General features: G+C 67.5%; 22 protein-coding genes. 9 read left to right on the top strand and 13 right to left on the bottom strand.

Annotated features, from left to right (window positions below; all coding sequences use genetic code 11):
* Positions 1-38: 38 nt before the first annotated feature.
* Both V3B41_RS01690 and V3B41_RS01685 read right to left on the bottom strand, forming a co-directional pair.
* On the bottom strand, positions 39-578 hold the full coding sequence (locus tag V3B41_RS01690) for a DUF411 domain-containing protein (protein WP_080354973.1): 540 nt from the start codon (positions 576-578) through the stop codon (positions 39-41).
* 482 nt (positions 579-1060) lie between these two features.
* Positions 1061-3346 carry an FdhF/YdeP family oxidoreductase gene (locus V3B41_RS01685; RefSeq protein WP_100443839.1) on the bottom strand — a complete coding sequence of 762 codons (2286 nt, stop codon included), beginning with the start codon at positions 3344-3346 and terminating at the stop codon, positions 1061-1063.
* 244 nt (positions 3347-3590) lie between these two features.
* On the opposite strand from V3B41_RS01685, the gene fdhD reads away from it, so the two are divergent.
* Positions 3591-4430, top strand: coding sequence for a formate dehydrogenase accessory sulfurtransferase FdhD (fdhD, locus tag V3B41_RS01680; RefSeq protein ID WP_049426810.1), 840 nt, complete (start codon positions 3591-3593; stop codon positions 4428-4430).
* A 171-nt stretch (positions 4431-4601) separates the two neighbouring features.
* On the opposite strand, the gene V3B41_RS01675 is transcribed toward fdhD, so the two are convergent.
* Positions 4602-5138 (bottom strand): peroxidase-related enzyme, encoded by a 537-nt coding sequence (locus V3B41_RS01675; protein WP_329859803.1) that lies wholly within the window; start codon positions 5136-5138, stop codon positions 4602-4604.
* 106 nt (positions 5139-5244) lie between these two features.
* On the opposite strand from V3B41_RS01675, the gene V3B41_RS01670 reads away from it, so the two are divergent.
* Complete coding sequence (locus tag V3B41_RS01670) at positions 5245-6126, top strand: AraC family transcriptional regulator (RefSeq protein ID WP_329859801.1); 882 nt, start codon at positions 5245-5247, stop codon at positions 6124-6126.
* A gap of 49 nt (positions 6127-6175) precedes the next feature.
* On the opposite strand, the gene V3B41_RS01665 is transcribed toward V3B41_RS01670, so the two are convergent.
* The 8 genes from V3B41_RS01665 to V3B41_RS01630 form a co-directional block, all read right to left on the bottom strand.
* Positions 6176-6736: a TetR/AcrR family transcriptional regulator gene (locus V3B41_RS01665; RefSeq protein ID WP_049426813.1), complete on the bottom strand. Its 561-nt coding sequence runs from the start codon at positions 6734-6736 to the stop codon at positions 6176-6178.
* A gap of 4 nt (positions 6737-6740) precedes the next feature.
* Positions 6741-8273 (bottom strand): MFS transporter, encoded by a 1533-nt coding sequence (locus tag V3B41_RS01660; protein WP_049426814.1) that lies wholly within the window; start codon positions 8271-8273, stop codon positions 6741-6743.
* Between the two features lie 150 nt (positions 8274-8423).
* Entirely contained in the window at positions 8424-9170 is a 747-nt protein-coding gene (locus V3B41_RS01655) for a hypothetical protein (protein WP_197631906.1), read from the bottom strand.
* Complete coding sequence (locus V3B41_RS01650) at positions 9170-9790, bottom strand: DUF3299 domain-containing protein (RefSeq protein ID WP_049426816.1); 621 nt, start codon at positions 9788-9790, stop codon at positions 9170-9172. The genes V3B41_RS01655 and V3B41_RS01650 overlap by 1 nt, the downstream gene beginning before the upstream one ends.
* A complete protein-coding gene (locus V3B41_RS01645; RefSeq protein WP_329859797.1) occupies positions 9780-10331 on the bottom strand; it encodes a DUF3299 domain-containing protein in 552 nt (183 codons plus the stop codon). Before V3B41_RS01645 ends, V3B41_RS01650 begins: the two co-directional genes overlap by 11 nt.
* A 2-nt stretch (positions 10332-10333) precedes the next feature.
* Positions 10334-11587 carry an ABC transporter permease gene (locus V3B41_RS01640; protein WP_295550666.1) on the bottom strand — a complete coding sequence of 418 codons (1254 nt, stop codon included), beginning with the start codon at positions 11585-11587 and terminating at the stop codon, positions 10334-10336.
* Complete coding sequence (locus V3B41_RS01635; protein ID WP_295550669.1) at positions 11580-12275, bottom strand: ATP-binding cassette domain-containing protein; 696 nt, start codon at positions 12273-12275, stop codon at positions 11580-11582. The genes V3B41_RS01640 and V3B41_RS01635 overlap by 8 nt, the downstream gene beginning before the upstream one ends.
* Positions 12272-12805, bottom strand: a complete 534-nt coding sequence (locus tag V3B41_RS01630; protein ID WP_329859794.1) for a DUF2796 domain-containing protein — start codon at positions 12803-12805, stop codon at positions 12272-12274. The genes V3B41_RS01635 and V3B41_RS01630 overlap by 4 nt, the downstream gene beginning before the upstream one ends.
* A 32-nt stretch (positions 12806-12837) precedes the next feature.
* Here V3B41_RS01630 and V3B41_RS01625 point away from each other — a divergent pair, with 32 nt between their 5' ends.
* Positions 12838-13311, top strand: coding sequence for a MerC domain-containing protein (locus V3B41_RS01625; RefSeq protein WP_329859792.1), 474 nt, complete (start codon positions 12838-12840; stop codon positions 13309-13311).
* Between the two features lie 57 nt (positions 13312-13368).
* On the opposite strand, the gene V3B41_RS01620 is transcribed toward V3B41_RS01625, so the two are convergent.
* Positions 13369-13719 (bottom strand): TonB-dependent receptor, encoded by a 351-nt coding sequence (locus tag V3B41_RS01620; protein ID WP_238378706.1) that lies wholly within the window; start codon positions 13717-13719, stop codon positions 13369-13371.
* Here V3B41_RS01620 and V3B41_RS01615 point away from each other — a divergent pair.
* From V3B41_RS01615 to V3B41_RS01595, 5 genes are all read left to right on the top strand, one after another.
* Positions 13683-14213 carry an AraC family transcriptional regulator gene (locus tag V3B41_RS01615; RefSeq protein WP_329859789.1) on the top strand — a complete coding sequence of 177 codons (531 nt, stop codon included), beginning with the start codon at positions 13683-13685 and terminating at the stop codon, positions 14211-14213. The genes V3B41_RS01620 and V3B41_RS01615 overlap by 37 nt on opposite strands.
* Positions 14214-14328: 115 nt before the next feature.
* Positions 14329-14706 (top strand): copper homeostasis periplasmic binding protein CopC, encoded by a 378-nt coding sequence (copC, locus tag V3B41_RS01610; RefSeq protein WP_049426823.1) that lies wholly within the window; start codon positions 14329-14331, stop codon positions 14704-14706.
* A gap of 10 nt (positions 14707-14716) precedes the next feature.
* Positions 14717-15601 (top strand): copper homeostasis membrane protein CopD, encoded by an 885-nt coding sequence (gene copD, locus V3B41_RS01605; protein ID WP_329859786.1) that lies wholly within the window; start codon positions 14717-14719, stop codon positions 15599-15601.
* Positions 15602-15646: 45 nt separating this feature from the next.
* Positions 15647-16345 (top strand): heavy metal response regulator transcription factor, encoded by a 699-nt coding sequence (locus V3B41_RS01600; protein WP_049409535.1) that lies wholly within the window; start codon positions 15647-15649, stop codon positions 16343-16345.
* Positions 16342-17709, top strand: a complete 1368-nt coding sequence (locus V3B41_RS01595) for a heavy metal sensor histidine kinase (RefSeq protein ID WP_329859784.1) — start codon at positions 16342-16344, stop codon at positions 17707-17709. The genes V3B41_RS01600 and V3B41_RS01595 overlap by 4 nt, the downstream gene beginning before the upstream one ends.
* Here V3B41_RS01595 and V3B41_RS01590 read toward each other — a convergent pair.
* Complete coding sequence (locus V3B41_RS01590; RefSeq protein ID WP_197619271.1) at positions 17698-18621, bottom strand: LysR family transcriptional regulator; 924 nt, start codon at positions 18619-18621, stop codon at positions 17698-17700. The genes V3B41_RS01595 and V3B41_RS01590 overlap by 12 nt on opposite strands.
* Before the next feature lie 106 nt (positions 18622-18727).
* Between V3B41_RS01590 and V3B41_RS01585 the strand changes: the two genes are divergently transcribed.
* Entirely contained in the window at positions 18728-19471 is a 744-nt protein-coding gene (locus V3B41_RS01585) for an SDR family oxidoreductase (protein ID WP_329859781.1), read from the top strand.
* The last annotated feature ends 82 nt before the right edge of the window (positions 19472-19553 follow it).

Raw genomic sequence — 19553 nt, 5'->3', positions numbered from 1 at the left:
ATGGTGCCGATCAGGCCGACCGGCACCGCCACTGGGTGTCAGCCGCCCTGCCCATGCTGGGCAAACGGCTCGGTACTGCCGTCGGCGCGCACCAGTTCGACGGTGTACGGCTGCACGTAGCCATCGGGCATTTCCATGCCTGGCGAACCGGCCGGCATGCCGGGCAGCACCAGGCCACGCGCCGTGGGACGCTCCGCCAGCAGGCGCTTGATGTCCTCCGCCGGGATGTGGCCCTCGACCACATACCCGCCGATCTCGGCGGTATGGCAGGACGCCTTGCCGACCGGTACACCCAGGCGGACCTTGATCGGGTTCATGTCGTCGGTGTCACGCACATCCACCTGGAAGCCGGCGGCCTTCAGGTGATCGACCCAGATTCCGCAGCAACCGCAGCTGGCGGTCTTGTGCACGATGGCCACCGGCAAGGCCGGATCGATCTTGGCCGGGCTGACCTGGGCCGGCACCGCCGGTGCTTCGCTGGCAACCGGCGTGGCAGGCGATTCTTCGGCGGCACGCGCGCAGGCAGCCGTGGCCAGTACGGTGCCCAGCAGCAGGCCAAGAGAGAGAATACGGTTCATTGAGTGATTCCTTTGCAGATGCGGGCAACGCGGCCCGCTGCCTGCGCATCGAAGGCACAGGCAGAGTCGAGAATGAGTCGAGCAGCAATGGCAGGCACTTGATGCCTGCAGGGAATCACACGATGGGAGGCCGTAGCGGATCCGGCAACGGCGGCGGTGCGCATTGCTGAGCGCTGGCTGGCAAAGGCGCCTCCCGCCATGGCGAGGCGGGCGTTCCGCCCAGGGAGGCCAGCATGCCGAGGCTGGCCGGCGGGCATTCGCACTCACCGCCCTGGCAGGCTGCCGGGGCTGCATCATCGCAGCAGCCTGCTGCAGCCATCGCGGCCGGGTGCGGTGCTGTGCACTGGTCCTGGCTGGCCGGCCCGCTGTACGAAGTTGCAGCAAGCGCCAGCGCCGGTGCATTCAGCACCAGGGCAACGAGCAGCATCCATCGCAGCAGCAAGCCAGGCAGGTTCACATGCGGATGATAGCCGATGCGCGCCTCACGCAATCGCCGCCGCCATCGCACTCATCCGCACCGGGATCGACTTGGCTGCGGGCGTGCCGCTGATGCGGTCGTAGTAGTCCAGCGGCAGCAATGGGTTCAGTTCGGGGTAGTAGCCGGCCAGCGCGCCGCGCGGCATCGGGTAGTCCAGTACGGTCAGGCCCTCGATGCGCCGCTGCACGCCATCGCCGCTGATCGTCTCCAGGCTGACCAGCGCCTCTTTCTCCAGGCCTCGTGCCAGCCGGTCCTCGATGTTCATGAACAGCACCATACGATCGTTGTACACGCCACGATAGCGGTCGTTGTAGCTGTAGATGGTGGTGTTGTACTGGTCGTGCGAACGGACAGTGGCCAGGCGCAGCATGTCCGGGTCGTGCACGGGATCGTCCACGTCCAGGCCGGGCATCACCAGGATGTTGGCCTTGCCATTGGGTGTGGGCCATGCGCGGCGGCGCGGCGGGATGTCCAGGTGGAAACCATGCGGCTGCTGGATGCGCTCGTTGAAGCCGGTGTAGATCTCCGGGTATACAGCAGCGATCAGATCACGGATGGGGCCGTAGTCGTGCATGCAGCGTACCCAGTCGACCCTGCTGTGCGGCAGGGTTGCCATCGCCATGCGGCAGACGATCTCGACCTCGGGCAACACGTCGGCGCTGGCAGGCTCCAGCACGCCGCGCGACGCTGTCACATTCGACATCGCATCTTCGATGGTGACGAACTGCTCGCCGGCCGGCGTGACGATGCGCTCCGAGCGCGCCACCACTGGCAGGATCAGCGCATCGCGACCATGCACCAGGTGGCCACGGTTGAGCTTGGTGGCGATGCCCACGGTCAGCTCAAGGCCGCGCATGGCCTCGTACGCGCGCGGCGTATCAGGCACGGCATGGATGAAGTTGCCGCCCAGGCCGATGAATACCTTGGCGCTGCCATCCAGCATCGCCTCGATCGACTCGACCACGTGGTGCCCGTGCTCGCGCGGCGGATCGAAGCCGAACACCTGCTGCACGCGGTCCAGATAGGCCGGCTTGGGCTTCTCGTCAATACCGACGGTACGGTCGCCCTGCACATTGGAATGGCCGCGGATCGGCCCGATGCCAGCACCGGGCTTGCCGAAGTTGCCCCGCAGCAACAGCAGGTTGGCCACCTGCTGCAGCAGGCGCGAGCCGTACTGGTGCTGGGTCAGCCCCATGCCGTAGCAGATCACGGTGGCATTGGAGCGGATGTAGATCTCCGCACAGCGACGGATCTGCGCCTGTGTGATGCCGGAGACCCGCACGATCTCGTCCCAGTCCTGCGCCATCACGTCCTCGCGCAGCGCCTCCAGGCCCACCGTGTGTTCGGCCAGGAAATCATGGTCGAGCACGCGCTCGCCCTGCGCCTCGCGCTCGAACATCACCTTCATCATGCCCTTGATCAGCGCCAGGTCGCCGCCGATGCGGATGTGCACGAACTCGCTGGTGATCTCGGTCGAACCGAATGTGGCCATCTGCACCACGTCCTGCGGCTCGGCGAAGCGGATCAGCGCACGCTCGGGCATCGGGTTGACCGCCACGATCGGAATGCCGCGTTTGCGCGCCTCAACCAGGTTGCTCATCATCCGCGGCGAGTTGGTGCCGGTGTTCTGGCCGATCACGAAGATCGCCTCGGCGTGCTCGAAGTCCTGCAGAACAATGGTGCCCTTGCCCACCCCGATGGCCGGCGGCAGGCCGCGGCTGGTCGGCTCGTGGCACATGTTCGAGCAGTCCGGGAAGTTGTTGGTGCCGAACTCGCGTACGAAGATCGAATAGAGGAAGGCGGCTTCGTTGGGCGTGCGCCCAGAGGTGTAGAACTCGGCCTGGTGCGGGCTGTCCAGCGCCTGCAGATGGCGGCCGATCAGCGCGAAGGCATCGTCCCAGCTGCACGGCACATAGTGGTCGGTCGCCGCGTCGTAGCGCATCGGCTCGGTCAGCCGGCCCTGCATCTCCAGCCAGTAGTCGGTCTGCGCCATCAGTTCGGCAACGGTGTGCTGCGCGAACAGCTCACGGCCGGCGCGGAACTGGGTGGCCTCCCAGGCCAGCGCCTTGGCACCGTTTTCGCAGAACTCCAGCTTCTTGCGTTCGTCGGCATCGGGGAACGCGCAGCTGGGGCATTTGAAGCCACCGGGCTGGTTCATCGCCAGCAGCGCCTTCGAGCCTTTGCCGATCACGCTCTGCTGCAGCAGCACCTTGGCGGTGGCGCCGGCGGCACCCCAGCCACCGGCGGGCTGGTTGTAGGGCTTGTAACGCGGCGGTTTCTGCTCGGACATGTTCGGGAACCTGGCGGGAGGAACGCAGCAACAATCGGCACAACGCGGTCCGGCGGCGCGTTCGATGGCACGGCCAGCCCCACAGTCAAGCACGGCCCACGCCGCTTCGCCAGTGGGTGCACGCTGTTTTCAGCGCAGCCTGCCATGACAACGGTTACACCTGCGTCAGCGCGTGGCCGCTGCGCTATTCTCGATGCCGTGGGTGGTCCACCACCTGCGTATCTCCCTTGTCCGGACGCGCTGCATGCCTGATTCGCCCACATCGCACACCCCGCCTGCCGGCACGGCCCAGCGCCCGTTGCAGCGCTGGCGCAGCGAGGGGCAACAGCCGCTGGTCGATGTGGTGGCCGAAGAAGTGCCGGTGGCGCTGCGTTACAACGGCGCCGCCTTCGCAGTGATGATGGCCACGCCCTGCGACCTGGAGGACTTCGCGCTGGGGTTCTCGCTCAGCGAGGGTCTGATCGCTACGCCCTCGCAGCTGCTGTCGATCGACATCCACCCGCAACTGGAGGGCATCGAACTGCAGATGGCGGTGACCGGCGATGCGCCCGGCGCCGGCCTGGATCCGGCAAATGGGCGCCTGCTGCCCGGCCGCGGCGGCTGTGGCCTGTGCGGTTCGCGCCAACTGGAAGAGGTGCTGCGGCCACTGCCCGAGGTGCGTGAGCGCCGGACCTATTCACCGGCAGCCCTGCAACGGGCGCTGGCCACGCTGGTGCAGCATCAGCCGATGAATGCGGTGAGTGGCTCGACCCACGCCGCGGCCTGGGCCGATGCCAGCGGCCGCATCGGTTGGGTGCGCGAGGATGTCGGTCGCCACAACGCGCTGGACAAGCTGATCGGCGCCTTGCATCACAACGAACACACGATCGAGGGCGGCCTGCTGGTGATTTCCAGCCGGGCCAGTTACGAGATGGTCAGCAAGGCCGTGCGGGCCGGTGCCAGCGTGCTGGCGGCAGTCTCGGCACCGACCGCGCTGGCGATCGACCTGGCCCGTGGTGCAGGCCTGTGCCTGGTCGGGTTCGCACGGGAAAGCGGGTTCAATGTGTATACCCATCCCGAGCGACTGCAGGCAAACGACAAGTAGCATCGACTGGGTAGAATCGACCGGGTAGGGTCGACTGTCAGTCGACTGCTCTTCGTTCAGACCCGCGAAAACCCCGCGCTGCGCGCGATGGTCGACTGACAGTCGACTCTACCCGGCCGGCTCCATTCAGACCGGCCCCGGCGACCACTGCCGCCCGGGCCGAACCGAATCTCAGCGCAACGCCACCTTCGGGAAGTCCACCGGCACGTCGAATGCTACGTTGACGTAATTGGTGAACAGGTTGAGCGCCACGTGGGCGAGAATCTCGACGATCTGCTCATCGTCGAAGCCGGCCGCCCGCAGCGCCTGCACATCGCCATCGGTGATCCGCGCACGCTGCTCGACCACCTTCAGCGCGAAGTCCAGCGCAGCTGCGGTAACCGGATCGCTGGACTGGCCGATCTGCGCGGCCGCCATCTGCTCGCTGCTGGCACCGGCCTTGCGGCCCAGTGCCGTGTGCGCTGCCAGGCAGTACTCGCAGGCATTGCGATTGGCGATGGCCACGGCGATCTGCTCGCCCAGCAGCGGAGACAGGCGACCGCCACCCAGCGCGCCGAACGAACCCCACATGCTCTGCAGGGCGGCCGGCGAGTTGGCTACGGCGCGGAACATGGCTGGGGTGGTGCCGAAAGCGGCGTGGACCTGGCCCAGCAGGGCCTGGCGGTCGGCGGTGGTGTTGGCGACATCGATCAGGGGGACACGGGACATGGTGGATCTCCTTGGAAAGGCGTCCGGGATTGGACGACCCGCTCATCCTAGGTAGACTCACAGGACGCATCAGCCACAATTCGCCACACATGTTGTCCATGCGTCCATGAGCATGCCCGCCACCACCCCTGCACCAGATCGACTCTCCTCCCTGCTGGAACACTTCCGGGTGCAGGCCGCGCTATTCCACACTGGCCCGCTGTGCGGGCGCCATGTCTTCGAGCCACAGCCCGGTCGCGCCTTCCTGCACATCCTGCGCCAGGGTGAAATGGAAGTCCGCCATCCCGACGGCGATATCGCGCTGTCCCGGCTGAAGATCGACACACCCAGCCTGCTGCTGTACCCGCAGCCGCTGCACCATGTGTTCTTCAACGCGCCGCTGGATGGCCCGGATTTCACCTGCGCCACGCTGGATTTCGATGGCGGTGCGCGCAATCCGATCGTGCAGTCGCTGCCACCGGTGATTGTGGTGCCGCTGGCGGCCATCGGCGAACTGGATGACACCCTGCAGCTGCTGTTTGCCGAGGCCGATCGCCAGCGCTGCGGTTCCCGGCTGCTGACCAATCGCCTGTTCGAGGTGGCGCTGATCCAGATCCTGCGCTGGGTGGTCGATCACCCGGATGCAGCAGGCGTCAGCCATGGGCTGATGCGCGGCCTGTCCGATGCACGGCTGGCACGCACACTAGTGGCGATGCACCAGGCGCCGCAGGACGAATGGACGCTGCCGCGCATGGCCGCGACCGCCGGCATGTCGCGCAGTGCGTTCGCAGCGGTGTTCAAGGACGTGATGCAGGCCACGCCGGCCAGCTACCTGCTGGACTGGCGGCTGAGTCTGGCCTGCGCGCAGCTGCGGGCCGGCATGGCGGTCAAGCAGGTGGCGATCGAGGTGGGGTTTGCCGATACCGCCTCGCTGTCGAAGGCGTTCCGCAAGCGGTTGGGGGCCTCGCCGCGGGCGTGGTTGGCCGCGAGCGCAGCGCCGGCTGGGTAGCGCGGGGGTTTCGTTGCCTGACCGAAGGGCAGTCGAGCATGGCTCGACTCTACAAGTGCGGCGACCCATCAGACTTCGCCAGCAACCCGGCGATGCGCTCGGCAACCTGGGCGCGCACATCTTCATCCAGCTGCCCTTCGTACATCGCCTCATAGATCCACAGGCCATCAGCCGCCAAGCGCGCCACGAAATTGTCGAGCGTCGTCGGGTCGACATTCCCGGCCTCCGGCGCGGACGGTGCCCAGCGCTGGACCGCCGGGCCCCACGGACGCTCGCCCGCTTCAGGGTCGGCCGATTCCAGCATGAACATCAGCTCGGCACGGGTGGCGCTCTGGGCCGACACGCGCACGAAGGTCTGGTAACGCTCCAGCGCAGTGGCCTGCTCGGCAGTCTTGCCCAACAGCGTTTCCATCGACGTCTCCCAGGCCTGCACCAGATGCTCGTCGATGCCGCGCAGCAGCGCCTCGCGCGACGGGAAGTGATACAGCAGGCCACCACGGGTCAGCTTGGCCTCGGCCGCCACCGACTCGAAGGTCACCGCACGCACGCCGTCACGATTGATCACGTTGACGGCGGCGTCGAGGATGCGGTCGCGCTTGCTGGTTCTCATCGCGTCATTTTACGCGATCGGCCGCGCCCTCGCGGCTGCCAACGCGGCCGCGCAGCAGGCGCGCCAGGATCGTCGCGCCAAGCGCCAGCACCGCCGTGATCACCAGCAGCACGATCTGGTAGCCACGGTCATACGCCGCCGCAGCCAATGCGAACCACTCGCCCTGCCCGCTCTCGCGCGCGGCATGCAGCGCCTGGGTGAAGCCTTCCCGGGCAAGTACAGGCATGTCGGCCGAGACCGGCAGGAATGCGCTGTACATCGCGGCGCTCAGGCTGCCCAGCATCGCCACCGCCAGCAGGCCGCCGAACTCATAGGACACCTCTTCCACCGACGAGGCCATGCCTGCCCGGTGTGCCGGCACATTGTTGAGGATGGCGGTGGACGCCACCGAGATGGCCGAACCCATGCCGAAACCGGTGATCGCCATGCCTGCCACCACCCAGCCGAGCCCGTGCGGGAAGCCGAACGCCACCACGCCGACACCCAGCGCACCCGCAGCCAGGCCGCCGCAGATCAACGGACGCAGGCCGACCCGATGCAGGATGCTGCCGCCCAGCAGCGCACTGGGCAGGCTGCCCAGTGCTGCCACCGATACCAGCAGCCCCGCCTGCAGCGGCGTAAAGCCCGCCACCAGCTGGAAGCGCTGGGTGGTGACCAGCTGCAGGCCGGCCATCGCGAACAGGGTGAACACCGCCGACAACGTGCCGGCCAGGAACGCCGGGTTGCGGAAGATCGCGAAGTCCAGCAGCGGGTACGGCAGCTGTTGTTGGCGACGAGCGAACGCCGCGCCGGTCACCATGGCCAACAGCAGCGCACCAGCGCCCAGTCCATACGATGGCGGCGTGGCGATCAGCGACTTGATCGCCAGCACGAGGCCGGAAAGAGCGGCCAATGCCAGCAGCGACGAAACCAGGTCCCAGGGCCGCGAGGTGTCACGCTGGCCTTCCGGCGCCAGCAGCAGCGTGGCCACGAAGGCGACCACCACCACCGGCACGTTGATCAGGAACACCGAGCCCCACCAGAAATGCTGCAGCAACCAGCCGCCGATGATCGGGCCAAGCGCCGCGCCGACGATGGCCACCGAGCCCCAGATCGCAATGGCGATGTTGCGCTCGCGCTCCTCATGGAAGCTCAGGCCGATCAGCGCCAGCGTGGCCGGCATCATTGCTGCCGCGCCGACCGCCAGGAACGCGCGTGCGGCAATCAGCTGCGCTGCGGTGTCGGCGAACGCCGCCGCCAGCGAGGCCACGCCGAACACCACCAGGCCGATCAGGAACATGCGGCGGTGGCCGATGCGGTCGCCCAGCGTACCCGCACCCAGCAGCAGGCCGGCCATCACCAGCGGATAGGCGTTGATGATCCACAGCGCCTGGCCGGCACTGGCCGAGAGTTCTTCGGTCAGCGTGGGCAGTGCGGTGTAGAGCACGGAGTTGTCCAGCGTGACCAGCAACAGGCCGGCAGCGACGGTGAACAACAGTGCCCAGCGACGGGCACGCGACAGGGCCGGAGCACCGGCCAAAGGCTGGGACAGAGCCATGGGACAACCTGATGGGGTGAAGTACGGCCATAACTATACCGGATGTCCTGTATAGTTATGGCTGTCCGGACAGCAATTCAGGTTGCCCGGCGGGAAATGTTCATCTTCCCGCGTACGTCTCGCCGGGCCACGCTCTGCGGAATGGAACCTTCATTGGCAGTCCTGCGGCAACGCGGCGATCGCCGATACCACCGCCCCCTGCATGCCCTGCCCCACGGCCATGTCCAGCTCCCCACCAGTCCCCCCATGCTGGCGCCGCAGCTCGTCTTCGCATAGCCCGCGCACCCGCGAACGCGCATTCGCCCGCAGGCTGCTGCAACGCCAGTCGGCACCACCCAGCGGCAGCACCGAGTACACCACGCTGTTGCAGGCGTTGCCGGCGCGCTGCTGCAACGACAGCCCACCGAAATCGCGTGGCTCGCTGCTGCGCTGCGGGTCGAAATAGCTGTCGGGGAAGGTGCGCGCGTACTGCTCGATGTCCACCGCCATGCTCCGTCCACCACCCAATGGCATCTGCAGCGGCTGGCCGCACTGCGTGGCATCGGCGCGATGCTGGATGTACTGGTAGATCGGCCGGTCCAGCGATGGATCCTGCTGGGTCACCGCGCTGACCGCCGCCAGCACCGGCAGTGATGCACGATTGGCCATGCGCGCCAGCAATCCCGCCTGCGCCGGCTGGCAGCGATCACGCAGGGTTGCCGCGAGCAGGAACAGCACGTCGTTGCGGAATGCATTGTCGTCACCCAGGTACTGTTCGATGCGCTGGCTGGCATCCGGCGCGGGTGCCGGAAACGCCACCGCCGGCGGCGCGGTGGGTGCAGACTGCCGTTGCCACCACACCAGCAGCGCGAGCGCCGCCAGCAGTCCCCCGGCAGCAATGATCCAGCGCCTGCGCATCAGTTGTGGATCGCCGTGAGCGTGGCCGCCGCCACATCGTAGGACGCGCTGGCGATATCCGCATCGAAACGCTTCACCTGCAGGCGGCCGGCAAGCCGGTACGGATCCCACAGGTCGCCCAGCGCGATCGGTGTCGCCAGGGTCACATGGATGATCTGGTTCGGCGGTGGTGGCGGCACGTGGATGCACGCCCCATAGAACGGCACGAACAGCAGTTCATCGACCAGGCCGGCATCGTTGGTGCCGAGCGGTACCATGTAACCGTCCAGGTCCACTGCGCGGCCGTCTACGGCATCGACCACACGCGAAGAGCCGAACTGCTTGGCGCGATCCGGGCTGGAATGGTCGATCTCCTGCCCCGGTGGCGTGCCGGAGCCAGTGTCGTCGATCAGGCCGCCCACGCCGTCCATGCCATCGCGTGACAGGCCGATCTGCGGCGGCGGGCGCTGGTAGGTGACTTCGTCGGGCCGCAGTGCATCCCAGCGGTCGACGGGCGCTTCGGCCATGGCCAAGGGTGCCGGCTTGTCCTGCGGCGTGGCCACCACGGCATCGCTGCCCGGCGACGTGCAGCCCGCCAACCACAGGCATCCCAGCAGGAGCAGCAGGTGGCTACGGTTCATAGGGCCTCAGCTGTGCGTCACGCATGGTGTAGGCCGAACCAGCCAGATCGTCATCCAACCGTTCGGCACGCAGGGTGCCAGCCAGGAAAAATGGCGAGTACATGTCCGGCATCTTGATCGGCCGGGGCAGCACCACGTGCACGATCTGGTTCGGTGGTGGTGGTGGCACGTGGATGCAGGCACCGTAGTACGGCACGAACAGGAATTCGGTCAGCCGCCCGTCCTGCGCGTTGGCCAGCGGTACCACGTAGCCCGGCAGGCGCACCGGTCGCTGCAGCACCGTCTCCACCGTACGGAACGTACCGAACTGCGGCATGCGCCGGTTGCCGTTGTGCTCGACCTCCGGGCCCTCGCCCCGCTCCAGCGCGGCCAGCTCGTCCTTGGGCATCATCTGCAGCCAGTCCAGTTCCTGCTCTGCCGCATCCGCAGGGTCGGCGCGGTCGACCGCCGGCGAGGGAGGCAATGCCTGCACACCGGTATCCACCGGCCGCTCGCAGGCGGCCAGCGCCAACAGCATCGGCAATGCCTGCATCCAGCGCATGCTCAACCTCCCGATGAAAGGCCATCGGCCAAGGTGCGCCGGTAAGCCAGCAATGCCGGCACCAGCCCGGCCACGGCGCTGATCAGCAGCACGCCCGCAACCCATGCCAGTTCACGGCCATCCGGCCAGGCATGGGTGATCGACAGGCCGAAGGTGGCCAGCACCCAGCCGCGACCGGCAATGCTGGCGGCCGCCAGCAGCGACAGGGCCAGCACGCAGGCCACCGCACTGGTCGCCACCGCTTCCACCACCAGCAGGCCGGCGATGTAGCCCGGTCGCGCGCCGGTGGCACGCAGGATGGCCATCTCACGCCGCCGCTCCTGCAGGGTCGAGACCAGCAGCGCCACCAGCGAGACCATGCCCAGCAGCACCACCATTGCACTGATCAGCTGCAACGCCCGCTCGGCGGTGCCCAGTGACTGCCACAGCTGTTGCAGGGTCACACCGGGCAGGATCGCCAGCATCGCCTCGTCCGGGTATTCGTTGATCCTGCGCTGTACCGAGAACGTGGCGATGCGCGAGTTCAGGCCGAGCATGAAGGCAGTGATGCTGGTCGGGGTCAGGTCCAGGTGGCGCGCCTGCTCGGCACTGACGCTCTGGCTGCGCAGCTGCATGCCTGAGCGCCAGTCGACATGGATCGCCTCGATGGCCGGCAACGAAACCAGCACCGATGAATCGACCGGCGTGCCGGTGCGCTGCAGGATGCCTGCCACGCGGAACGGCTTGTCGGCATGCGTAGCCAGGGTGACCGCGCCGGTACCGTGGGCAAGTACGATCTCGTCGCCGAGACCGACCTTCTGCGCGCGTGCCACCTCCGCGCCGATCACCACGTCATACAGGTCAACGAACGGCCGACCGTCCGCGAACGCAAGCGCGTGCCCGGCGCCGTAGCGGTAATGCTCGAAATAGCCACCGCTGGTGCCGACCACGCGGTAGCCGCGCCAGGAATCTCCCAGCGAAAGCGGCACCGCCCACTTCACCTGTGGCAACGCGGACAGCTCCTGGTAGGACTGCCAGGACACGTTATTGGTCGGGTCGCCGATATGGAACACCGAATACAGCAGCAGGTTCACCGGCCCCGAACGCGCACCGACGATCAGATCGGTGCCCGACACGGTGCTGGCGAACCCCTCGTGCGCCTGCGTGCGTACACGCTCGACGCCCAGCAGCAGCAGCACGCTGAGGGTGATGACCAGGACGGTCAAGCCGACGCTCAACGCACGGCTGCGCAGGCTGGCCCAGGCAAGCTCAAGCATGGCCGGCACCTGCCTGGTTGATCTGCGACAGGGCAATCGTGCGGTCGAACAACGGCTCCAGGCTGTCATCATGGCTGACCACCAGCACCGTGGTGCCGGCCGCCTGGCATTGCGCGGACATCAGCTGCAGGAAGGCGGTGGCCGCATCGCGGTCCAGTGCCGAGGTTGGTTCGTCGGCCAGCAGCAACGCTGGCCGGCCGATCAGGGCGCGGGCCGCCGCCACGCGTTGTTGCTGGCCGACACTGAGCGTGCCCGCGCGCCGATGCATCAGCGCCGGGTCCAGCCGCAGGGCTGACAACAGGCGTGCGATCTCGGCATCCAGCGGCCCACTGATGCGCGCGCTGCGCAGGCGCGAGAAGCGCAGGCCCAATGCGATGTTGTCGCGCACCGTGAGGAACGGCAGCAGATTGAACTGCTGGAAGATCACGCCCAATTGGTCGGCTCGGAAACGATCCCGCGCCGCCCCTCCCATGTCCTGCAGTGCCCGGCCGGCCACCTCGACGCGACCCTTGCCGGGTAGCAGCACACCAGCCAGCAGGCCCAGCAAGGTACTTTTGCCGCCGCCACTGATTCCGCGCAGCAGCACGCTGCTGCCCTGCTCGACCCATAACCGCGGGATATCCAGCACCAGCTGCATGCCGTATCCGAACTGCACGTCTTCCAGGGCGATCACCGGGGCCGCGCTCACGGGGCCAGCACCACGCGCAGGTTGTCGGGGGTCAGCACGTTGCGATTCTGGCCGTTGGCTGTCGCACTGTTGACGATGACTTCGTGCAGGCCCGGGAACAGCACGGGCAACCGCATGACGATGGCGCGCAACGCGGCCGGATTCGTGCAGCGGTACCGCAGCGTGGCAGTGAAACCCGCGTGTAGATGCTGTCCTGCCGATGGCGCGGCGGCAGGCGCATCGAAGCCCTCGGCATCGGCTTTACTGCTGATCAGACGGCAGTCTGCAGCGGTGGGCAGGGTTACCCAGCTGCCGCCCTTCAGCAGCGACGTAGCGCGTGCCAGCGCGACCTGCTCGGCTGAACTGGCCGGCGGTCGCTCGTAATCGAGGATGCCGATGCCCGGCGCCTGCAGGGCAACATCCAGAGTGCGCTGATCGAGGGCAACATCAACGGTCGCCTGGCCATGCACGTGCGGTGCGTGCTGACGGATGTCGTGGGCCTGCGCGGCGCTGGCGGCCAGCAGCAGGAAAAGAGCAGCAGGAAGCTTCATGGGGGAGACTCACATTGTTACTATGTAACATTATGGACCACATCCCCACGACGCCTGCAAGGGCTCCGGCCCAGCCGCCAGCTTCGGCACGCTGGCACCCCCACATTGATGTCGCCGGCGCCTGGCTGTCGCTGGCCTGCGCCGCGCACTGCATCGCCCTGCCCCTGCTGCTTGCGTTCATGCCAGCGGCAATGATGGCGCTGCGCTCGTTCCAGCACCCCGGCCATGGCGTGATGACGCTGCTGCTGATGATGTCGCGCTGGGAGTGGCTGTTCGCGCTGCTGGCCTCCTCGCTGGCCTTGGCGAGTACCTCGGCCGGGGTGCATCGGCATGGGTGCTGGCGGCCTGTGCAGCTGGCCTGCACCGGCGCCATCCTGCTGCTGTCGGCCTCCCTGTACCTGCCGCTGAAGGAATCGCCGCTCTGGCATGGCATAGCGACCGCCAGTGGTGGCGCGCTGCTGGCGTTCGCTCACATCGGCAACCGGCGGGCGCTGCGCAAACGGTAGTGCCGGCCGCTAGCCAGCGCCCCGAAAATGCCGGCCAGTGGCCGGCACTACCTATCATCAGAAGCGGTAGCCTAGTTCCGCGCCGAAGATGCGCGGGCTGTCGACCGGGCCGTAGTAGTTGCCAACACGCCCAAAAGCCAGATTGTCGAAGATCAGGCCGTTGATGCGACGCTTGTTGGTCAGGTTCTGCACGAATAGCCGTGCACTCCACGGCCCGGTTTCGTAGCCCAGCTGCGCACCCAGCACGGCGGCGGCCGGCTGGAAGGCGCGGTTGCGCTCGTCAAGTGCGCTGGAGCCGGTGAACTGCGATTCCAGCCGCGCGTAAAGTCCAGACTCGAACTGGTAGCGTGCGGCCAGATAGCCGGTGTAACGTGCAGACGCTGCATCACCTGCAGCCGCTGGCTGCACGGCTGCACCGCGATCCGGTGGTGTCCGCGGTGCTGACCGCGTTGTGGTGCAGCACGCAGGCCGATGCCTGCCTGCCCGGCTTCCTTGAGCATGGCGCGCAGGTGCTGCTGCACCGCCTGCGCCAGCTTGCCGGCCAACCTCGCGAGGCACGCGGCACCACGTCCGCGCTGTCGGCACGACGGCTGCGACAACTGGAGGCCTACATCGACGCGCAGCACGGTCGGGCGCTGACGGTCCCACAGCTGGCTGCTGCAGTGCAGATGGAGACCGCAACGTTCAGTCGGGCGCTACGCGCGGCCACAGGCCTGCCACCCTACGCGTTCCTCACCCAGCGCCGCATGCACTGGGCGCGCACCGAACTCGCGCAGGGCCGCCGTGTCACCGATGCTGCCTTGGCCAGCGGGTATGCCAGTCCCAGCAAATTCAGCGCGGCATTCCGCCGCGTGCTCGGCTGTTCGCCGTCTGCATGGATCGCGCAGTCACGTACCCGGTAGTGCCGGCCGCGGGCCGGCAGCCAACGAACATTACAAGGCGGTAATGTCCGCGTCAGGGCAGCGAAAGGCGCCACTCTTCACCCTGAGAGCCAGTTCTCCCACAGGTGTCCCGCGCATGACCCGTTTCCCGATCCGCTCCGTTTCCCTTGTTCTTCTCCTGTCCGGCCTCGCGGCTGCGCCGCTGGCGCTGGCGCATCCCAGCCTGGTGAGTTCGACGCCTGCCGCCGACGCCACCGTAGCCCCGGCGACCGAGATCACGCTGCAGTTCAGTGAGAAGGTGATGCCGCGTGCCACCCGCATCGAACTGAGCATGGACCATGGCCGCATGAAGATGGCCATGGCCACCACCGCACAGGACATTTCCGAAGATGGCCACACGTTGCGCGCACGTTTCGCCAAGCCGCTGCCCGCAGGCAGCTACGCACTGCAATGGCGCGCGGTCGGCCAGGACACTCATCCGATTACTGGCAGCTACCGCTTCACCGTGAAGTAAGGCTGCCGTCGTGGCCGGGCTCTCACCGTATGCGTTGCGGCTGGCGTTGTACCTGGTGCTGATGCTGCTGTTCGGGCGGCTGCTGTTCGTCCGACCCGGGCTGCCACGCGGCATCTCGCTGGCACTCGCCGTGGTTGCGCTGATCCTGGTCGTCACCGATGCGGCCAGCCGATTGTCCAGCGTGCTTGGCATATCACCGGTCGACATCGATGGCGAGACGGCGCGCTGGTTTCTTACCGGTACGCCGGTGGGTGAGGCGGGGCTGCTGCGCATCCTGGCCCTGCTGGCAATGCTGCCGCTGCTGGCAGTCAAACGCCCGGTGCAGGGCCTGCGCCGTCTGGCGCTGCTGGCATTCTCGGCGGCGACCCTGGCCAGCCTCGCCTGGAATGGCCACGCCGCTGCTGGCGATGGGCTCGCTGGCAGGCTGCGTCTTGCTACCGGCATCGTCCACCTGTTGGCCGCCGGCGCCTGGGTCGGTGCGATCGCCGCCATCCTGCAGCTGGCACTGCGACGCCAGGGCCTGCGCCTGCGCGAACGCACCTACGAGTTGTGGCAGGCCGCGCACAGCTTCGCCGTGCCCGGCACCATCATCGTCGCCGCGCTGGCAATGACCGGCACCTATACCTACATCGATCTCGGTGGCTCGGTGCAGACCCTCACCGGCACTGCGCACGGGCGCTGGCTGCTGCTCAAGCTGGCCCTGGTGGGCGGCATGCTGGGGCTGGCGGCACTGCATCGCTGGCGGCTGGTGCCGGCACTGGCGGTTTCCATCCATGGCGGCTGGCAACCACGGCCGCTGCGTTCCCTACGCCACAGCCTGGCCTGCGAATCGGTGCTCGCCGTGCTGGTGCTGGCCTGCGTAGCGGTGCTCGGCACGCTGGACCCATTGGCATGATTCATCCGTTCCAGCACGGGCTCAAGCTGCGATGATGGGCACACCATGAAACTGCTGATCGTCGAAGACGAACCCAAGACCGGCAACTACCTGCGCCAGGGCCTGATCGAGGCCGGCTACGTGGTCGACCTCGCCTGCAACGGCGTCGACGGGCTGCACCTGGCCGGCAGCGGCGAGTACCAGCTGGTCATCCTCGACGTGATGCTGCCCGGCCTGGATGGCTGGAACGTGCTGTCGCGGCTGCGCGAGGCCGGATGGCAGGTGCCGGTGCTGTTCCTCACCGCGCGCAGCAGCATCGCCGACCGCGTGCAGGGCCTGGAGCTGGGCGCGGATGACTACCTGGCCAAGCCGTTCGCCTTCGCCGAGCTGCTGGCGCGCGTGCGCACCCTGCTGCGTCGTGGCCAGGCGCTGCCGCAGGCCGAACGCATCGTCATCGCCGACCTGGTGGTAGACACGCTGCGCCGCCGGGTCGAACGCGGCGGCCAGCGCATCCCCCTCAGCCAGAAGGAATACACACTGCTGGAACTGCTGGCGCGGCGGCGCGGCGAAGTGCTGCCGCGCTCGTTGATCGCCTCGCAGGTATGGGACATGAACTTCGACAGCGACACCAACGTGATCGACGTGGCGATCCGCCGCCTGCGCGCGAAGATCGACGATGACTTCGACGCCAAGCTGATCGTCACCGTGCGCGGCATGGGCTACGTGCTCGAGGCACCGGACGACGGCACTGTGAGCAACGGATGAGCCTGCGCCGTTCCATTGCGTTACGGCTGACGCTGCTGTTCGCCATCGTGGCCACCCTGGTGCTGGCCGCATTGGGCGTGGCGATCTATGTCAGCGCCCGCCACGACCTTGTGGCCCAGGACTTCAGCGAACTGGAGAACAAGGTAGCGTTGATCCGTGACCTGGCCGGCAACGGACCTGCATCCGCACGCGGGCAGCGATTGGCGGAGGCACTGGGCCACCATCCGGATATCGCCTTCCACATTTTTGATGGGAACGGCGCGGTGCTGTTTTCCACCGCACCGGCACTGCTGCGCGAGCATGCACGCAGCCAGCCGATCGACGCCGCGCCACGACGACACGACTGGATCCTCGCCGATGGCCGCTGCATGCATGCTCTGCACCTGCGCCAGACCCTGGCCGACGGCAGCCGGCTGGTCACCCTGCTGGCCATCGATGACGACCGCCATGCCGATTTCCTGCAGAGCTTCCGCCATCTTCTTGCAATCGCCATCATTGGCGCCGCGGTGGCCAGCAGCCTGCTCGGCGGCTACGTGGTTCGGCGCACGCTGCGGCCGCTGCGCGCGCTGGCCGATGAGGCCCGGCAGATCACCGCCGGCCGGCTGCAGCACCGGCTGAGTGCACGCAGTGCACCGGCCGAACTGGAACAGCTGGCGCAGACGCTCAACGGGATGCTGGCGCGCCTGCAGCAGGACTTCGCGCGGCTGACCGAGTTCTCCGGTGATCTCGCCCATGAACTGCGCACACCGATCACCAACATGCTGACCCAGGTGCAGGTGGTGCTGGCGCACCCGCGCAGCAACGAGGCCTATCGCGAGACGCTGGCGTCCTGCGCCGAGGAACTGCAGCAGCTGGCGCAGACCGTGGGTGACCTGCTGTACCTGGCGCAGGCCGAAGCGCCGGGTGCACTGCCCTCGCGCGAGCCAGTGGCGCTGGATGGGGTGGTGGATTCGCTGCTGGAGTTCTACGAGCTTCTGGCCGGGGACCGGCAGTTGACCCTGCGCCGCGAAGGTGTGGCGAGCGTGGAAGGCAACCGCTTGATGCTGCACCGGGCGATTGCCAACCTGCTGTCCAACGCGTTGAAGCACGCAGCCGGGGGCAGCGAAGTGCGGGTGCGGCTGGTCGTGGCCGATGGCGTGTGCAGGGTCAGTGTGCACAACCTTGGCACGCCGATCGCCGCCGAAGCGCTGCCGCGCCTGTTCGATCGCTTCTACCGCACCGAACGTGGCCGCCATGAAGGTGCCGGACTAGGCCTGGCGATCACCCGCGCGATTGCACAGGCGCACGGCGGCAGCGTGAGTGTTGCGTCAGATGACACCGGCACCTTTTTCGAGCTAGTGCTGCCGAGCACCTCAGCCCGGTAGTGCCGGCCGCTGGCCCGCAACCCCTGTCGGGTCAAACACACCGGCCACCCAATCAATGAATACCCGCAGGCGTGGCGATGGTGTGCGGCTGCGCAGGTAGACCAAGTTCAACGGACTCGGCGTCGGCGGCACCTCCGGCAGCAGTTCGAGCAGTTGCCCACGCGCGATGTACGGGTCCATCCGGTAGCGCGGTGCCTGGATGATTCCCAGCCCCGCCAGCGCGGCGCCCAGGAACGCATCCGCGCCGGAAACACGCACCCGTGCGGGGAGCGGCACATAACGCACCTGCATGCCTTGCTGGAACTCCAGCGGAATCAGCTGGCCGGTGGCACTGGAGCGATAGCCGACCATTTCGTGGCCTTGCAGCAGGGATTCGATGCTGCCCGGCAGGCCCCTGTCCTGCACGTAGCCTGGCGAGGCCACCGTGACCTCACCCAGCATCGTCAACCGCCGCGCCGCCAGATCACTGTCGGCCAGCGCGCCGACCCGCAGCGCCGCGTCCACACCCTCACGCAGCAGATCCACATAGCGGTCGCCCTCGCTGATCTCCAGTTCGATCTCCGGGTAGCGCTGCAGGAACGCCGGCAGGTGTGGAAGCAGCAGATGGCGCCCCAGCGTGCCATGCACCTCGATTCGCAGCGGGCCGCGCGGAGGCACGTCACGGAACGCGGCTTCAGCGTCGTCCATGTCGGCGATCAGGCGCAGGCAACGGCCGTAGAAGGCCTCGCCTTCCATCGTCGGCACCACCAACCGCGTGGTCCGGTGCAACAGGCGCACGCCCAGCCGCGTTTCCAACGCCTTGATCGCATCGGTCACCGTGGCGCGCGGCAGGCCCAGGTCTTCGGAGGCACGCGTGAAGCTGCGGCGCTCGACAATACGGACGAAGGCGCGCATTGCCGTGAAACGGTCCATTGTTCGCGTATCCGGATGATGTTGGCGGATTATGCAGGATTATCCGGGCCCGCGATGTGGCGAAGATGGTCCTGCGCCGCTCCGGCGTGTCCCGCTGGAATCCACCATGCCTACCTCCCCCGTCCGCCGCGTTGCCCTGGTCACGGGCGGCTCCCGTGGTATCGGCGCCGCCATCTCACGTCGGCTCGCGGCCGATGGCCACGCGGTCGCGATCAACTATGCCGGGCGCCGTGACGACGCCGAGGCGCTGGCTGCCGAACTCAATGCAGCCGGCGCGCAGGCCATCGCACTGCAGGCCGATGTCGCCGATCCGCAGGCGGTGCGGCGGCTGTTCGATGCCATCGAAGCCCGTTTCGGCGGCATCGACGTGGTGGTCAACAGCGCCGGCGTATTGCAGCTGGCACCACTGGCCGACACCGACGACGCCCTGTTCGAGCGGGTGATCGGCATCAACCTCAAGGGCGCCTTCAATGTGCTGCGTGAAAGCGCGCGACGCGTGCGCGACGGTGGCCGGCTGATCACCCTGTCCACCAGCGTGGTCGGCATCAAGCTGGAGAACTACAGCGTGTACGCGGCCAGCAAGGCGGCGGTGGAGACGATGGGCGCGATCCTCAGCAAGGAGCTGCGCGGGCGCAACATCACCGTGAACGCAGTGGCACCGGGCCCCACCGCCACCGACCTGTTCCTGGAGGGAAAATCGCCGGAGCTGATCGAGCGGTTGGCCAAGCTGAATCCCCTGGAACGGCTGGGTACGCCCGAGGACATCGCAGGTGCGGTCGGGTTCCTGGCCAGCCCCGATGGCGGGTGGATCAACGGCCAGGTGCTGCGCGCCAACGGCGGGATGGCGTAGATCGCGCGGAGGGCATCCACGCATGTCGTGGATCTGGCTGGGAACCCGTGGCAGCCCATCGTATCCACGCAGCCCGTGGAGC

Source organism: Stenotrophomonas sp. SMYL89 (assembly GCF_036319985.1).
In the GTDB taxonomy this organism is placed as follows: Bacteria; Pseudomonadota; Gammaproteobacteria; order Xanthomonadales; family Xanthomonadaceae; genus Stenotrophomonas; species Stenotrophomonas maltophilia_Q.
This window is presented reverse-complemented; position numbering and strand designations above follow the sequence as displayed.

Bases quoted from the DNA above. Each gene is read 5' to 3' on its own strand.
- V3B41_RS01585 (WP_329859781.1), top strand. From the start codon at position 18,728: ATGCCTACCTCCCCCGTCCGCCGCGTTGCCCTGGTCACGGGCGGCTCC.
- V3B41_RS01625 (WP_329859792.1), top strand. From the start codon at position 12,838: ATGGACCACATCCCCACGACGCCTGCAAGGGCTCCGGCCCAGCCGCCA.
- V3B41_RS01630 (WP_329859794.1), bottom strand. From the start codon at position 12,805: ATGAAGCTTCCTGCTGCTCTTTTCCTGCTGCTGGCCGCCAGCGCCGCG.
- V3B41_RS01675 (WP_329859803.1), bottom strand. From the start codon at position 5,138: ATGTCCCGTGTCCCCCTGATCGATGTCGCCAACACCACCGCCGACCGC.
- V3B41_RS01595 (WP_329859784.1), top strand. From the start codon at position 16,342: ATGAGCCTGCGCCGTTCCATTGCGTTACGGCTGACGCTGCTGTTCGCC.
- V3B41_RS01670 (WP_329859801.1), top strand. From the start codon at position 5,245: ATGAGCATGCCCGCCACCACCCCTGCACCAGATCGACTCTCCTCCCTG.
- V3B41_RS01640 (WP_295550666.1), bottom strand. From the start codon at position 11,587: ATGCTTGAGCTTGCCTGGGCCAGCCTGCGCAGCCGTGCGTTGAGCGTC.
- V3B41_RS01690 (WP_080354973.1), bottom strand. From the start codon at position 578: ATGAACCGTATTCTCTCTCTTGGCCTGCTGCTGGGCACCGTACTGGCC.
- V3B41_RS01600 (WP_049409535.1), top strand. From the start codon at position 15,647: ATGAAACTGCTGATCGTCGAAGACGAACCCAAGACCGGCAACTACCTG.
- copC (WP_049426823.1), top strand. From the start codon at position 14,329: ATGACCCGTTTCCCGATCCGCTCCGTTTCCCTTGTTCTTCTCCTGTCC.
- V3B41_RS01590 (WP_197619271.1), bottom strand. From the start codon at position 18,621: ATGGACCGTTTCACGGCAATGCGCGCCTTCGTCCGTATTGTCGAGCGC.
- V3B41_RS01660 (WP_049426814.1), bottom strand. From the start codon at position 8,273: ATGGCTCTGTCCCAGCCTTTGGCCGGTGCTCCGGCCCTGTCGCGTGCC.
- V3B41_RS01650 (WP_049426816.1), bottom strand. From the start codon at position 9,790: ATGAACCGTAGCCACCTGCTGCTCCTGCTGGGATGCCTGTGGTTGGCG.
- fdhD (WP_049426810.1), top strand. From the start codon at position 3,591: ATGCCTGATTCGCCCACATCGCACACCCCGCCTGCCGGCACGGCCCAG.
- V3B41_RS01665 (WP_049426813.1), bottom strand. From the start codon at position 6,736: ATGAGAACCAGCAAGCGCGACCGCATCCTCGACGCCGCCGTCAACGTG.
- V3B41_RS01655 (WP_197631906.1), bottom strand. From the start codon at position 9,170: ATGCGCAGGCGCTGGATCATTGCTGCCGGGGGACTGCTGGCGGCGCTC.
- V3B41_RS01645 (WP_329859797.1), bottom strand. From the start codon at position 10,331: ATGCGCTGGATGCAGGCATTGCCGATGCTGTTGGCGCTGGCCGCCTGC.
- V3B41_RS01685 (WP_100443839.1), bottom strand. From the start codon at position 3,346: ATGTCCGAGCAGAAACCGCCGCGTTACAAGCCCTACAACCAGCCCGCC.